Annotated in this window: 12 protein-coding genes; 4 read left to right on the top strand and 8 right to left on the bottom strand. The window is 43.4% G+C overall.

Annotated elements, in window-relative coordinates; translation table 11 throughout:
* Positions 1–23 precede the first annotated feature (23 nt).
* From R8P61_16970 to R8P61_16955, 4 genes are all read right to left on the bottom strand, one after another.
* On the bottom strand, positions 24–1,037 hold the full coding sequence (locus R8P61_16970; protein MDW3648763.1) for an NAD(P)/FAD-dependent oxidoreductase: 1,014 nt from the start codon (positions 1,035–1,037) through the stop codon (positions 24–26).
* Between the two features lie 73 nt (positions 1,038–1,110).
* Positions 1,111–2,184 carry a ferredoxin--NADP reductase gene (locus R8P61_16965; GenBank protein ID MDW3648762.1) on the bottom strand — a complete coding sequence of 358 codons (1,074 nt, stop codon included), beginning with the start codon at positions 2,182–2,184 and terminating at the stop codon, positions 1,111–1,113.
* Between the two features lie 2 nt (positions 2,185–2,186).
* Positions 2,187–3,488, bottom strand: a complete 1,302-nt coding sequence (locus R8P61_16960; GenBank protein ID MDW3648761.1) for a hypothetical protein — start codon at positions 3,486–3,488, stop codon at positions 2,187–2,189.
* 82 nt (positions 3,489–3,570) lie between these two features.
* Complete coding sequence (locus tag R8P61_16955) at positions 3,571–4,266, bottom strand: hypothetical protein (protein ID MDW3648760.1); 696 nt, start codon at positions 4,264–4,266, stop codon at positions 3,571–3,573.
* Between the two features lie 1,196 nt (positions 4,267–5,462).
* Between R8P61_16955 and R8P61_16950 the strand changes: the two genes are divergently transcribed.
* From R8P61_16950 to R8P61_16940, 3 genes are all read left to right on the top strand, one after another.
* Positions 5,463–5,891 (top strand): response regulator, encoded by a 429-nt coding sequence (locus R8P61_16950; protein MDW3648759.1) that lies wholly within the window; start codon positions 5,463–5,465, stop codon positions 5,889–5,891.
* Between the two features lie 75 nt (positions 5,892–5,966).
* Positions 5,967–6,368 (top strand): hypothetical protein, encoded by a 402-nt coding sequence (locus tag R8P61_16945; protein ID MDW3648758.1) that lies wholly within the window; start codon positions 5,967–5,969, stop codon positions 6,366–6,368.
* Between the two features lie 22 nt (positions 6,369–6,390).
* Entirely contained in the window at positions 6,391–7,089 is a 699-nt protein-coding gene (locus R8P61_16940) for a helix-hairpin-helix domain-containing protein (GenBank protein ID MDW3648757.1), read from the top strand.
* A gap of 175 nt (positions 7,090–7,264) precedes the next feature.
* On the opposite strand, the gene R8P61_16935 is transcribed toward R8P61_16940, so the two are convergent.
* From R8P61_16935 to R8P61_16925, 3 genes are all read right to left on the bottom strand, one after another.
* A complete protein-coding gene (locus R8P61_16935; GenBank protein ID MDW3648756.1) occupies positions 7,265–8,434 on the bottom strand; it encodes an efflux RND transporter periplasmic adaptor subunit in 1,170 nt (389 codons plus the stop codon).
* 11 nt (positions 8,435–8,445) lie between these two features.
* Positions 8,446–12,750 carry a CusA/CzcA family heavy metal efflux RND transporter gene (locus R8P61_16930; GenBank protein MDW3648755.1) on the bottom strand — a complete coding sequence of 1,435 codons (4,305 nt, stop codon included), beginning with the start codon at positions 12,748–12,750 and terminating at the stop codon, positions 8,446–8,448.
* Between the two features lie 72 nt (positions 12,751–12,822).
* The gene (locus R8P61_16925) at positions 12,823–13,209 is read right to left on the bottom strand and encodes a hypothetical protein (GenBank protein MDW3648754.1); all 387 of its coding nucleotides are present in this window, start codon (positions 13,207–13,209) and stop codon (positions 12,823–12,825) included.
* 178 nt (positions 13,210–13,387) lie between these two features.
* Here R8P61_16925 and R8P61_16920 point away from each other — a divergent pair, with 178 nt between their 5' ends.
* Positions 13,388–13,789: a hypothetical protein gene (locus R8P61_16920; protein MDW3648753.1), complete on the top strand. Its 402-nt coding sequence runs from the start codon at positions 13,388–13,390 to the stop codon at positions 13,787–13,789.
* Between the two features lie 71 nt (positions 13,790–13,860).
* Here the strand turns inward: R8P61_16920 and R8P61_16915 are convergent, their stop codons facing one another.
* Positions 13,861–14,340: a hypothetical protein gene (locus R8P61_16915; GenBank protein MDW3648752.1), complete on the bottom strand. Its 480-nt coding sequence runs from the start codon at positions 14,338–14,340 to the stop codon at positions 13,861–13,863.
* Positions 14,341–14,593: the final 253 nt, after the last annotated feature.

Below are 14,593 nucleotides of genomic sequence, written 5' to 3'. Positions count from 1 at the left end.
ATACTGATTTAGTAAATTTTTGTTTATTCAAAGCCTGAAATTCCACTAACTGTAGTGTATTTAAGGGTAGCTGCCTTTTTATCAGGATTCATATAGGCATAGGCGCTATGTGCCATCAAAGCTGCTTCATGAAAGCCACAAAGGATCAATTTCAGTTTGCCAGGATAGGTATTGATATCACCGATAGCATATACTCCTTCCACATTGGTGGAGTAGTCTCGGGTATCCACCTCTACCGCCCTTTTGTCTACATTCAATCCCCAATCAGCAATAGGACCTAATTTGGGGCTCAGGCCAAATAGGGGAATCAAATAATCACAAGAAATTGCCTCATCTTCTTTGCCTTTGCTGCTGACTATGACGGACTCCAGCTGATCTCCTCCTTGCAAGGATTTTAGCTGGCTATTGAGTACGAGATTGATTTTGCCTTCCTTCGCAAGTTCCTGAACTTTGGCTGCGGAATCAGGAGCTCCTCTAAAAGCTTCCCTTCTGTGTACCAGGGTGAGTTCCTCCGCTATCTCGGCAAGGAACATCGTCCAATCTAGGGCCGAATCGCCTCCTCCGGCAAGTACCAGTTTTTTTCCTCGAAAATGCTCAGGATCCTTTACCATATAATGAACCCCTTTGCTTTTCTCGAATTTCTCAAGGTTTTCCAAAGCAGGTTTTCTGGGTTCGAAGCTGCCCAATCCTCCTGCAATAACTACCACCTTGCATTCAATTTGAGTCCCTTCATCTGTTTCCAATAAAAAGTCCCGGTCCCCTCGCTTATCCATCTTCATCAATTTCTCTCCCAGGGTATAGGTGGGTTTGAAAGGTTCAATCTGTTTTTCCAATTCTGTAACCAGCTCCCCGGCAAGGATAGAAGGATAGCCGGGAATATCATATATGGGTTTCTTGGGGTAGATTTCTGAGAGTTGTCCTCCTGTCTGAGGCAATACGTCAACCAGGTGGCAACGCATGTTGAGGAGACCTGCTTCAAAAACTGCAAAAAGACCTACAGGTCCTGCTCCAATTATACATATATCCGTTTGTATCATAATGTGATTTTCGGGCCTTAATTTATTTGATGGGCAAAAATACGCTTAAATATTAAAAATTACAGCTTTTCCATCAGGAAGAACCTGTGCTTGAATCGGCGCCCATTCTTATAACTACATCTTCGCTTTTTGGTTGGGATTGACAGACCAGAACTTTTCCAGCCTCGACTTCAAAATCCAGGAGCGTTTCATTATTAAGCATATTCACCTCCCCTTGTTCCAATTTTCCCATACAGGATGCACAAATTCCTCTTAGGCAGGAGTGAGGAAGATCAATATCCAGGTCAATAGCTGCCCGTAGCACCGTAGAACCCGGAGGTACCTTGATGTTGTATTGGGTGCCTCCCATCCAGACTAGGACTTCTACAGATGGGGCACTATAATCAATTTGACTTTCGATATCCTGTTCGCTAGCCAGAAATTTTTCCTGCCTAATGTCTTCTTCTGGGATTCCTTTTTCCAATAAATGAGTATGAACCAGCTCCATCAATTCTGTAGGGCCGCAAAGAAAATAATCTCGGGCAAGTTCAGGATTGATTCCCTCGAGTATTTCATCAAGTAACTTAGTATTCAAGCGGCCTTTATGATAGGGAAAAGCCAGTTCCTTGTTTTCCCGACTCAGGATGTGATGGACTTCCAATCTTTCGCCAAATTTCCCTTTCAGATCCTGCAGTTTGTCTTTGAAAATAATATGTTCTGCATCCCTGCTGGCATAAATGAGGCTTACCCTGCTTTTGGGTTCATTGAAGAGGGTGGAACGAAGGATTGACATGAGAGGAGTAATACCACTTCCCCCTCCGATCAGGATGAGTCTCCTTTCGTTTTTGATCGAATTCTCAACAATAAAGCGACCTTTGGGAGCCAGGAATTCTACCAATTGACCACTTTTGAAGTGGTCAAGGATATAATTGGAAACCAGGCCTCCTGCTACTCTTTTGATCGTAATAGACAGGACATCATCCAGTCGAGGGGCACTGCTTATCGAATAGGAGCGAAAATAAATCTTCCCTTCAATTTCTACCTTCAGGGTGATGAATTGACCGGGTAAAAAATGGATGCGATCAACTTTTGCCTGCTGAAAGTGGAGGCTGGCAGCGTCCGGACTTTCGGAGCTGATCTCATGCAATCTGAGTATATGAATGGCCATAATTATTCGTCAGAATCTTCCTCCAACTCTGCCCTTGCTGCTGCCGGATATAAAACTGATTCCGGAAGCACCCGCAGGAGGAGGGGCAAAGTTAAGAAACTGCCGGGCAAAAAGAGGTAAGCGAAAGCAGGAATTACTTTCAATGCATCCAGGAGATGGGTTCGCATTTTTTCTTTTTCTCTTTTAGACAGTTCTGTTCGGCTATTTTTGGCGAGAAGTTTGGCCAGTTCCCGGCTGCCCTGTACTTCCTTGGCCAAGAGGCGCTGATTATCCTTTACCACCCTACGGAGTTGTCTCAGTAATTGTTGTGAGACGATGCGATAGTTCTGCTTGATTTGTAGAAAGTGCACCTTCTCCCAATAGTTCAAAACAAAATCCTGAACAGAATTCATGCTGGCATTTCTTTCTTCTTCGCTAAGATCCAGGTATAAGCCCAGTTTTCGCAGAAAGTCCTGTTCCATTTGATTGAGGTCCCGATTTGCCCAGGTTGTCAACATCGCCAGTTCCAGAAAATATTTTCTAAGTATCCAGTCATCCAGCTGTTCAAAATTGAGCTCTTCTATTTTGATCCCATTTTTCAGATAGGCTTCGGCTTTAATCTTTTTGTGTGCAGGCAAACGTGCAGATTGCAGAAAGTAGTTGAAGAGTTCTCGTTCTTCTTTCTCTACTTTGGCATCAGCATTTGCAGCGGCAGCGATAACTTTGAGGATGTCCAGTCGGAGATCGAGTCGTCTTTGTTTTAGGGTCTGCCTCAGGATATCGTCCCGGCTTTCCAACCACTGAACAAAGAAGATGAGGTCGAAAAAAAGGAGGCTATTGTGGAAAAAGCTGTTCCAGAAGTTTCGCCAGTCGTACTTGATATTGATCCGCTTATCGATGAGGTATTCGATTTGATCTACGGGTTTTTTTCTGCGTCCAAAAGGATTGACGGGTTTTTCTGAGTAGAGCTGATAATTTTCCAGGTAAAAATCGCGGATGTCTTTGATGATCCCATCCAGGGCATCTGCCATCTTTTCGGATTTATCTTTGTGAAAAAAAAGCCCTGCATATAGCAGTCCCTCGACGAAGAGAATCTTGATTTTGTCTTTTTCTGACCAATATTTAGCTCTGCGGTGGGATTTGCTGATAAAGTCGGTAGGATAGCCATACATGAATCCGGTAGGCTGGAGGAGGGCATAGAGATACTGCTGGACACCCGAATATTGTTTGAGTCGTTCAGTCCAAAGGGCATCGTCGCCTTTCCTTAGAGCTCGTTTTTGAAATGATACAAATCTGCTGAGCCAGCCTCTTTCTCCAGGATTCATCTGACAAAGAAAGTATAAGCGGGTAAGTTAGGAAATTAGCCAGCAGAAAGAGAATAAATTGCAGGAATTAACAAAGGAATTTTTAGGATTTTTCGGAGCTATCTTCCTTTTTATCTGATTGATCCTCAAGGAAAAAGTATTCTCCTACGGATTTACCGAGATTGGCTCCTCCAGAGGCTCCCAGTGCTCCGGCCATATATCCCAATGCGGCACCCGCACCTGTGCCCAAACCGGGGACAATAGAACCTAGCATTGCTCCTATGGCAGCACCGCCTATGGCTCCTGAAGTGCTCCCTATATTTTCTGAGGTTCTGATCTTGAATTCTGTACCTGACATTTGCCCCTGGCTGAACTTGTAGGCATCAGTTCCCTGATCTACGAGCCCAAAACAAATGGCGGTCATGGCATTGGATTTGGCGAAACGTTTGAGACTTTCTTTCCCCACTTTTTTTGCAACCACTTTGGCCCCTTCTTTAACACCCAAAGCAACAACGGTTTTACTTCCGTTCCTGATGGCTGATTGGGTACCTTTTACAAAAACCCTGTAGGTATATTGATTCTGGTCAATTTTACCGGAACTATAATCAGAATAGGATTCTACTCCTTCTTGCATCATCGCCTGCATACCTCCCAAAATCGCATTGGTAGCAGCACTAAAGGCTAATTCCATTGCAGGGGGAAAGGGCATTTCCGGTACTTCATCCTCGCCTTCCCATATAATGGGAATAGAAAATGATTTTAGATCCAGGGCTTTTTTGCTTTGTGGTTTATTCGCCATAGAAATAGATTTCTACATGTATTTACGAATATAAGGATTTTGGGTTCCCTTTACAATGAAGAATCCCTCAAAGGTCTTACGTTTTGCGTAAATGGATATTTGAGCTTTTTGGGGCTTTTTTCTGGAATATACTGAAAGAGAGTGATTTATGTTTATGTCCCACTTTTTTAGAAAAAGTGGGCAAAAATCGCAGAGCCCAAAGCCAGCCTCACAAGCCGCCCCTTCTCCCGATGGGCTCTGCAGGGCCAACGCACGGATGGTGGTGTAGAGTCGCTGGACCTCTTCGGTTATTTATACTGGCCCTGTGCGCACTCCTTTGTTCGTATGAACAAGGGAGTGTGGGCCTGAGGCGCTGGGATCACTAAGTCCTGTATGCAACATACTTACTTGATATTGATGTGTTTTAGATTGTTAGGGAAAGATTTTGAAGAAGGGTAGTTTAGGTTTATGTCCCACTTTTTTAGAAAAAGTGGGCAAAAATCGCAGAGCCCAAAGCCAGCCTCACAAGCCGCCCCTTCTCCCGATGGGCTCTGCAGGGCCAACGCACGGATGGTGGTGTAGAGTCGCTGGACCTCTTCGGTTATTTATACTGGCCCTGTGCGCACTCCTTTGTTCGTATGAACAAGGGAGTGTGGGCCTGAGGCGCTGGGATCACTAAGTCCTGTATGCAACATACTTACTTGATATTGATGTGTTTTAGTTTGTTAGGGAAAGATTTTGAAGAAGGGTAGTTTAGGTTTATGTCCCACTTTTTTAGAAAAAGTGGGCAAAAATCGCAGAGCCCAAAGCCAGCCTCACAAGCCGCCCCTTCTCCTAATGGGCTCTGCCGGGCCAACGCACGGATGGTGGTGTAGAGTCGCTGGACCTCTTCGGTTATTTATACTGGCCCTGTGCGCACTCCTTTGTTCGTATGAACAAGGGAGTGTGGGCCTGAGGCGGTGGGTCCATCAAAGCCGAAACGCAGTTCAAGCCTGATTTATAGATTATAGCATATTTCTATATGCTACGATTATAAAAATAAGGTCAAAAATTGATCAATCGTTCAGAAAATGAGGGAGTTAGCTTTTAAAAAGCATTGGGCTCTGATTGGGAGGCAATTAGTTCGGAACAGGGAAATAAACAGACCATCCATGTCAGTTGGCTTGTCAAGTATAGGGGCAAACTATACTTTGGATGTCGAATGGTTAAATAGATAAATGAAAACGAATTTACCCTTAATTTTTTATGCAGACGATGATGCGGCCTTTCTACATTTATTTCAACTGGGTAATGGTGAACACGGACCTACATATCAGATAAAGTGCTTTAAAAGTGGCGATGCCCTTATCGAAAGCATGCAGAAATTGCATCAGAGCTTTTCCCTACTTCCTCATTTAATACTTTTGGACCTGAATATGCCCGGCAAAGATGGCAAAGAAACCCTGATTGAGTTGAAAGCTCATGAGGTCTTTGAACATATTCCGGTTGCGATCATTTCAGATATTGAAGATGTCGAGTTACACAAAGAGGTACTTGAGTTGGGGGCTGAGGTATTTATACCCAAGCCGATGGCCTATACCGGTATAGCCGATATTATCAATGAAATAGACGAACATTTGCTGAAAGAGGAGCGCAAAAGAGACTAAAGAGGAAAAATTCTTCATTCCTTATTTAGAATCATTATATATAAGTATATATTTGCCGGTACAAATGCCTGGCATATGCGCAAATTCATCTTGGCAATATTTCTGGTAAGCAGCCTTGGGGCTGGTGCCGAACTATTTCTATTGGAACACATGGAAGATTTCTGGCAATGGGTACCTCTGGTACTTATCCTGCTTTCTTCTGTCCTTATCATCTGGCTTCATTCCTCCCCAAGCAAAAAACTGGAGCAAATCTTTTATGGACTGATGCTATTATCTATGCTCAGTGCAGGGCTCGGTATTTTCTTTCATTTGAAGGGAAATATTGAATTTGAACTGGAAATGTATCCCAATATGGGAGGCTTAACGCTTATTTGGGAAAGCCTGAAAGGAGCGACTCCTGCTCTGGCGCCCGGTACGATGTTGGCCAGTGGGATGATAGGATTGTTATACCTTCGCGTGTCTAAAACAGATAATTAACCAAATTTATATACATCACCTTATGCTTAAAAATATAGCAATTATAAGCTTATTGGCTTTGGCCTTTATCTTTAGTGCTTGTGGAGAAAAATCTGCTACTAAAGAAACAGAAGCTGAGAAAACGGAAATGGAATCACCTCAAGCGGAAGAAACTATGGAAGCCGCTGCCGTTTTGAATCCCAATCAGGCAAGTGAAGAAGACTTAGGCGCTCTCGGACTTACTGAGGAAATGGTAGCCGCGGTAATGGAAGCCAGGCCCATCATGTCACAAGGCGATCTGAATACTTTGCTCGCTGGAATGGGAGAAGAGGCCTTGAAAGAACTGGCTGCTAAACTCTTTATTCCTATGAACCTGAACACTGCCACTGAGGCGGAATTCAAAATGGTTCCCGGAGTTGGTGATAAAATGGCCCATGAGTTTGAAGAATACCGTCCTTACACAAAGGTCGAGCAATTCAGAAGAGAGATGGGTAAATACGTAGATGATGAGGAAATAGCGCGTTATGAGCAGTATGTTTTCGTCCCAATTGATCTAAATACAGCTACTGAGGCTGAGATTAAGGCAATTCCCGGAGTTGGAAACAAGATGGCCCATGAGTTTGAAGAATATCGTCCATATAAGAATATCGAGCAATTTCGCAGAGAGATTGGCAAATATGTGGATGAAAAGGAAGTTGCCAGGCTGGAAAGATATGTGCAGCTGATCCTCGAAGAAAAATAATTTCTTTTGTAATAGAAAAAAGGCCTGAATGATCATTCATTCGGGCCTTTTTTTAGTATATCCTTTTCATCAATAATGCTCAAGTCGCATTATTAATCCAGGTGCAAATGTCAAATTCAAGTTCTCGTAAATCGACTCTTGCACTTGAAGCTTGAATTTGATCTGTCTTTCCTATTTAGTGGTGATGGCCTCCCCCAACTTCTCCTTTTTTGCTTTGTGCCATCAGGAAAAAAGCTCCTTCTACCACGATTTCTTCTTTACCCGTCAATTTCTCAAGAGCTTCTGCTTCCACATATCCGATATCTCGCTTTCCCGTAAGTACCTGGACTTTCTTAAAGTGAGTCTCCATTCCACTGGTCTCTTCTTTTACAAAAATAAAGTCAAGCCCTTTATCTGTACTAATGGCTGATTCGGGTAAAGCCATAACTTTTTGATCGTCAACGATTATACGAGCTTCAATGTACATACCCGGAATGAGGCGTTCATCTTTATTATCTATTTCCGCATGTACCATGACAGTTCGGTCTTCTTCATTCATGGCTTTGGATATCGAGAAAATACTGGCTTGCATAATCTTGCTGGGATCGCTTTGCAAACTAAAGTCAATCTTTTGGCCCAAAGAGATATAGGGAAGGTCTTTCTCAAATACTTTGAGGTCGATATGCAAGTGATGATTGTCTACAATATCAAAGAGGACTTCCTGGGGTTGGACGAATGTGCCAGTATTTACATTGATATCTTTGACAAAACCTCCTATGGGAGAACGAAGTCCCAGGCTGGAGATAAGATCCCCTTCCAGTTTATCCGGATTCAGCCCCAATAGACCCAATTTGGACCGCAAGGCTTTTCGTTTAGTCTCTGCTATTTTAAGTTCAGATTCGACCTTTTCAAACTGCTTGCGAGCAGCAATCTCCTTTTCGACTAGGTCTTTTTGACGCTCATATTCTTTACGAATGTACAAGAGTTGTCCCTCAACTACGCCCAGCTCTTCCTGCCAATCCAGAAGTTCTTTGTACTGGATGCTGGCGAGCAGCCCTCCTTTTCGGATAAACTGACCTGGCTTTACGTGAATTCTTTGAACAATTCCCCCTAACTGCGTGCTAACACTGGCTTTGTTTTGAGGAGGCAGTTCCAATACGCCATTCACACGGATTACTCCTTTGAGGTTGATTTCTTCAAAACTCCCCAATTTTAAGCCGATTTTACTCATTTGCATGGCCGTAAGGGAAATTTCTCCTTCATGTTCTTCTGCAGCTTCTGGAGCATGTGAATGTCCATGTGAGTCTGCTTCTTCCTCACATGCAAAGAGGCTGATGATGATAAATATATATAGTAAAATTCTCATGATTTTCTTTATTAGGCTTCATTTAGGTAAAGAAAGTCTGCATAGAGCAGGTGCCATTCATACAGGCTTTGGAGATGCTTCATCCTAAGCTCCATCCATTTATCCAGACTTTGCATGTACTGGACATAATTGATTTCTCCCTTTTGGTAGGCCTCGCGACTGATACTTTGTTGTTCGCTGGCCAGGACCAGCAATTGTTCTTCCAGCACTTTGATGGCCTGGAGGCTTCTTTGTAGCCTCTGGTCCAGGATGCTTCTGTTTTTGGCAAGCAGAGATTCCTGATAGCTCAACTCGGCTTCTTTCGCCTTAACTGAAACCCTGGCTGACTCTACAAAATTGCGATAGGATTTTCGGAATAAAGGGATGTTGATTCCGGCTTGATACGCCCAAAAAGGACTATTCCCATTGATAGTCTGCCATCTTCCTCCTGCCTGTATCTGTGGCAAGAGTTTGCTTTGCTGGACTTTCACCTGTGCCTGGGCCATGGCAAGCTCCTGTTTGCGCATATTCAGGAAGGGATGAGTTTGGCCTGGGCTAGAATTTAAGGATTCTACCCGGGAGAAATTTCGCTGCTTCACTTGAAAACTGCTATCGGAGAACAACCATTTTTGGAGTTCTTGCCGGGAAATGTCTTTGGACAAACTTGTCTGCTCAGCCATAAAGAGGATTTCCTGTTTTCGTGTTTGGGCATTGAGTAAAGGGATTTTTCCACTTTCTCCAGCCTCAAATCGGATTTGAGCTATGTCTGCAAACTCTTCATAGTACCGCAGCCAATCTTTTTGAAGACTGTCTAGCTCCCAGATATAGGTGCATTGATAATAAGCTTTGCGTACAGCTTGTTTCAGGGATCTTTGGGAAAGGGCCAACTGCTCAAAGGCTCTTTTGGTATTTTCCTGGTAATAGTTTTTGCTGGCCTTATTTGCAGCGGGAAGGTTGAATGTTTGCATGAATCCAATAGATCGAATTCCATTGTCAAAATTATTGTCGATTTCTTCTCCACTGGTAAACAGATTTGTACGAGGATTGAGCAGACTTCCCTTACTCAGTTTCTCTACTGCTTCCTGCATGAAAGCATCTCTTTTGAGATTGGGTGCATTTTGGAGAGAAATAGAAATAGCTTCTTCCAGGCTTATGCTGCTTTGTGCATAATTGCTGAGAGGAGCACTTATCAATAGGAATAAGACAATCAAACTGGCTTTGGAGTTTGCGCTTTTCATAGTCTTTTCAGCATAAAAGTATAGTATCGGTAAAATGATTAGGGTGAGGAAAGTGGCCGAAAGTAAGCCACCAATTACGACTGTAGCCAGGGGTTGCTGGACCTCTGCACCAGCTGCAGTAGACACAGCCATAGGCAGGAATCCCAGAGAGGCAACAGCAGCTGTCATGATCACAGGTCGCAATCGTACTTGCGTGCCTGCTTTGATACGTTCCATAAGATCATCCATCCCTTGTCCTTTGAGGGTATTGAAATAGGAGAGTAGTACGATTCCATTGAGCACTGCTACTCCAAACAAGGCAATAAAGCCTACTCCGGCTGAAATACTGAATGGCATACCTCTGAGGTAAAGTGCCCATATCCCACCAATGGCCGACATAGGGATAGCTGTGAAAATGATCAGGCTCTGTTGCAGGCTTTTGAAGGTGGTGAAGAGGAGAAAGAATATTAAGGCGAGTGCGACAGGTACAACTACCGCCAGCCTGGCCTGGGCATTTTCCAGATTCTCAAATTGCCCACCATAATTGACATAATACCCATCGGGGAGTTCCAGTTGTTCCGCTAGCTCTTCTTTAATTTCAGTAACCAGACTTTCTACATCTCTTCCCCTCGCATTTACGCCGATGGTGATTCTTCTTTGGGCATTTTCTCTGGAAATCTGAGTTGGCCCATCTTCGAAATCAATTTGTGCCAATTCGCTCAGAGGAATTTGCCCTCCGGATGGAAGAGGAACATATAGATTGCGCAAGTCCTGAATATTTTGCCGGAATTCCGGATCAAGCCGAACTACAATATCGAATCGTTTTTCTTCTTCAAACATCACTCCTGCCTTTTCCCCGGCAAAGCTCCCCCGGATGATGCGATTGATCTCTTCTATGCTCAGACCGAATTTGGAAATTTTTGAGCGTTCATATTTCACCAACATTTGTCTAAGTCCTGCTGTTGGTTCTACCTGTATATCTCCTACTCCTTCTATTCCCTCCATGATTTCTTTGGCATCTTCTCCCTTTTGCGCCAGGATTCCGAGATCCTCTCCAAATATCTTTATGGCTATATCCTGCCTGATCCCGGTCATCAATTCATTGAATCGCATTTGGATGGGCTGGGTGAATTCATAAATAACTCCGGGATACTGATTCATCTCCTCTTCCATCTTTTCGAAGAGCTCCTCTCGACTTTTTGCACTGGTCCACTCGCTTTTAGGTTTGAGGATGACAAAAATATCTCCCGCTTCCAAAGGCATTATATCTGTGGGGATTTCTGCTGTTCCGATCTTGGTTACGACTTTCTCGACTTCTGGAAATTTATCCAGGATCATGTTTTGTAGTTCGGCCGAAACTTTCACCCCTTGTGCGATCGAGCTACCTGGAGGGAGAATTTGGTGCAGGGCAAAATCCCCTTCTTCCAGGGTTGGGATAAATTCTCCTCCCATATTTCTCAAAGTCAGCATGCTGAGGATAAAGAGTCCCAGCGTGGCCAGAAGGAAAATAGCTTTGAAGCGGAAAGCAAAAGCCAAAACGGGCGTATACAATTGCTGGAAGAAAGCGATGATCTTTTGGGAGAAAGGAGCAATCTGGATAGGTTTTTTGCTAAGGAAAAGGGCCGATATCATGGGCACATAGGTCAGGGAGAGAATCAGGGCTCCCAGGATTGCGAAACCTACCGTTTGGGCCATGGGCCGAAACATCTTTCCTTCAATACCTACTAAAAATAGAATCGGCAGATAAACGATAAGGATAATTATTTCCCCAAATGCTGCAGATGTTCTGATTTTTGAAGCTGCCTGAAAGACCTCATTGTCCATTTTATCCTGTGAAATCTGTCCCTTGAAGCTTTTGAGACCCAAATGGTGGAGGATGGCTTCAACAATAATTACCGCTCCATCGACAATCAGCCCAAAGTCTATGGCACCCAGACTCATCAGATTGGCCGAAACGCCAAATACATTCATCATGGATACAGCGAAGAGCATAGAAAGGGGGATAACGGATGCCACTATGAGACCTGCTCTCAGATTCCCCAGGAGTAAAACCAGTACAAAAATTACAATCAGTCCCCCTTCGATCAGGTTGGTAATTACGGTTTCTGTTGTTTGGTTGACGAGTTTCGTTCGGTCCAGATAAGCTTCCATAAGCACTCCTTCTGGTAAAGAGGATCGGATCTGTTCCATTCGCTCTTTTACTTTGCGCGTAACTTCCGCTGCATTCTCTCCCTTGAGCATGAGCACTTGTCCGGCGACTACTTCACCCATTCCATTCATGGTTACTGCTCCAAATCTGGGAGCATGACCCAATTGTACTTTCGCCAGGTCTTTAATGAGGATCGGAAGACCGTCAACCTGTTTTACCAACACCTGTTCAATTTCTGATTCGTCCTTGAGGAAGCCTTCTCCCCGGATGAAATAGGTTTGCTCGGCTTTTTCTATATATGAACCACCCGTATTGGCATTATTGTTTGCCAGGGCTTCATATACATCTGTCAGAGATAGCTTGCGACTTTTGAGCTTTTCGGGATTGATGGCGACTTCATATTGTTTGAGAAATCCACCTAGGCTGTTGATTTCGATGACTCCGTCTATCCCCATGAGTTGGCGTTTCACCACCCAGTCCTGTAAACTCCGCAATTCCATCGGGCTGAATTCCTTTTTATGACTCTCTTTTGCATAGAGGACATACTGATAGATTTCTCCCAGGCCGGTGGTAATCGGTCCCATCTCCGGTTGACCGAAAGATGCCGGGATTTCCTCTTTAACCAATTGAAGTCTCTCGGAAATCAACTGCCTGGCTAGATAGATATCCATGTCTTCCTCAAAGACCACCGTAATAACAGATAGCCCAAATCTCGAAATGGAGCGCACATTTTCTACGCGTGGAATATTTCCAAGCTGCATTTCGAGGGGGAAAGTAATGAATTGCTCCACTTCCTGGGCAGCCAGTGAGGGGGAAGTGGTGATCACCTGGATTTGGTTGTCTGTGATGTCCGGAACGGCATCTATTGGCAATCTGCCGAGGGAAAAAATCCCCCAGGCGATAAGGCCCAACACCATGAGGCCCGTTAATAATTTATTCTTTATAGAAAATTCTATGATGCGATTGATCATACTCTTTTATCAAGATGAAACCATCGTTTGTCCTGTACTCAGCACAAACATGAAAACAAGAAAAAAAAGAGATTAGATCGGAGGGTGGAAAACCATAGAGGGAAATCCTTTCGGCAAAAGGTAATAGGGCTCAAATTCCTTATAGGGGAATACCGTACTTGCCTGAAAGCTCTTATTGGGAATAACAAAAAACAGGGTCAAACTCTGACTGAGGTCCAGGGAGTTTAAGGGTAATTTCTTATGATCGTCCTCGTGATTGGGTTCCTGGTGCTCCTGGGTATTGATGAAATGTAACCAGATAAATTCCAGAAAATCATCGCTTTCCGCTTTACCCTCCTCAATATGTTCCAGATAATGATGCCGTACCTGCGCCAGGCGGTAAAACTGGCTAAAATCCAGGTTGGGAATCAGGCTTCCCAGAAATATGTTGATGGATAATATGAGCAGGATTGGTTTCACCCGAAATCAATTTGGCTGTAAATTAAGGACTATATGTAAAAGATGCCCTAAATTATCCTTATAAAGAACAATTCTAAAAGTAGCCATGATTTGAGGATTTCCGCCTATTTCAAGATTTCTGGTAGGGTAAATGGAAGAATAGTGTTATTTTCAATAAACACTTAACAGACAGAAACCTATGAAAATCAATCGTTTGGGGCTGATCCTTGTTTTCTGCCTCTTCACATTACCTCTTTCTCACACATACGCACAATCGACAAATGAACAGGTTAAGAATCAGGTCAATAAAGGCCTGCAGACTTATCTGAAGAAATTGTATCCATCGAAAACATGTGAGCACAATGGCTTTTCTCACTTTTACACCAATAAGCTGAAGTTTACCAAAAATATGACGGTAAACGGAACCCTGAGGCTTTGGGGTAAGGCAGGAGTGACTTACAGAAATGCCAGAACAGGTGGAAACAAAAGCGTGGAGTTTTATGCCGAAGTTGTGAAAGTAGACGGAATGGTAGAACTCAGTAAACTAAAATGGAGATCCGGTTCCTGTATGAAGTTTGAAACGCTGTTTGAACGGAAATAATGCAGTCTAATATTTGTCTGCGTCTCAAACTCCTTTTCGACACCAGGGACTCACACGCTTTGTAACCAACCCTAGTTTGAATGGTTTTTATTTATATGAGTACGCACGGCGTTCCTCTTGGCCTGTATCTTCCGCTGAATACGGATGGCCTGTTCGGTTAATTCGGGCTGCTCGAGTTTTTGGCCCAGCATAAGGCGTTCCTTCATAGGAACCGTTCTGAAAAATTTATAAAAGGCGCTCCTGGATTCGGGATCGTCTTTTTGTTTATCCATTACTCCACAACTTCCAAGTGCAGCTACCAATTGCAAAAAGTTTCCTCCATAAAAGGGGTAAAGCCAGTAGTAAACTTTTCCCGGCAAATTCTCTGCCTCCGCTTTTATACTTTCCAGTAGGGCCTTTTTGGCGGTGAAAATATCATCAGCACTAAATTGAGAACTTTCACTTTCCAATTCTTCTTTATGCTTGTTCTCAAATTCCTGAAGTTGGGTAAATCTTCTTTCAATTCTTTGTAGAAGGGGTTCGGCTTGTCTGAATTCCTGCCAGCTTTTCATAAATAGCTTCCTTATCGGTAAATGGTTTATTAGGAATTCGGGAGGTGGTTCTGGTGTTTGTTGTAATTATTGTACAATTTATGATTTAAATATTACATGAACAAAAATAAATTAAGTTAAAAAACCTAACAGCCAATATTTCTGTCCAAGCGGGAGAGGGGATGTTGTGAATGGGCCTGCAGCATTAGTACTGAGGCAGACATATTACTGAAAAGAGAAAAAAAATAGAAAATCTTACAATAATCAGATTTGG

The sequence above is a fragment of the Bacteroidia bacterium genome (assembly GCA_033391075.1).
Taxonomy (GTDB): domain Bacteria; phylum Bacteroidota; class Bacteroidia; order J057; family J057; genus JAWPMV01.
The sequence above is the reverse complement of the archived record's forward strand: the minus strand, read 5'-3'. Positions and strand labels throughout refer to the sequence as shown.

Excerpts from the sequence above, each read along its gene's own strand:
- R8P61_16965 (MDW3648762.1), bottom strand. The coding sequence starts at position 2,184 with ATGGCCATTCATATACTCAGATTGCATGAGATCAGCTCCGAAAGTCCG.
- R8P61_16960 (MDW3648761.1), bottom strand. The coding sequence starts at position 3,488 with ATGAATCCTGGAGAAAGAGGCTGGCTCAGCAGATTTGTATCATTTCAA.
- R8P61_16945 (MDW3648758.1), top strand. The coding sequence starts at position 5,967 with ATGCGCAAATTCATCTTGGCAATATTTCTGGTAAGCAGCCTTGGGGCT.
- R8P61_16955 (MDW3648760.1), bottom strand. The coding sequence starts at position 4,266 with ATGGCGAATAAACCACAAAGCAAAAAAGCCCTGGATCTAAAATCATTT.
- R8P61_16930 (MDW3648755.1), bottom strand. The coding sequence starts at position 12,750 with ATGATCAATCGCATCATAGAATTTTCTATAAAGAATAAATTATTAACG.
- R8P61_16915 (MDW3648752.1), bottom strand. The coding sequence starts at position 14,340 with ATGAAAAGCTGGCAGGAATTCAGACAAGCCGAACCCCTTCTACAAAGA.
- R8P61_16935 (MDW3648756.1), bottom strand. The coding sequence starts at position 8,434 with ATGAGAATTTTACTATATATATTTATCATCATCAGCCTCTTTGCATGT.
- R8P61_16940 (MDW3648757.1), top strand. The coding sequence starts at position 6,391 with ATGCTTAAAAATATAGCAATTATAAGCTTATTGGCTTTGGCCTTTATC.
- R8P61_16970 (MDW3648763.1), bottom strand. The coding sequence starts at position 1,037 with ATGATACAAACGGATATATGTATAATTGGAGCAGGACCTGTAGGTCTT.
- R8P61_16920 (MDW3648753.1), top strand. The coding sequence starts at position 13,388 with ATGAAAATCAATCGTTTGGGGCTGATCCTTGTTTTCTGCCTCTTCACA.
- R8P61_16950 (MDW3648759.1), top strand. The coding sequence starts at position 5,463 with ATGAAAACGAATTTACCCTTAATTTTTTATGCAGACGATGATGCGGCC.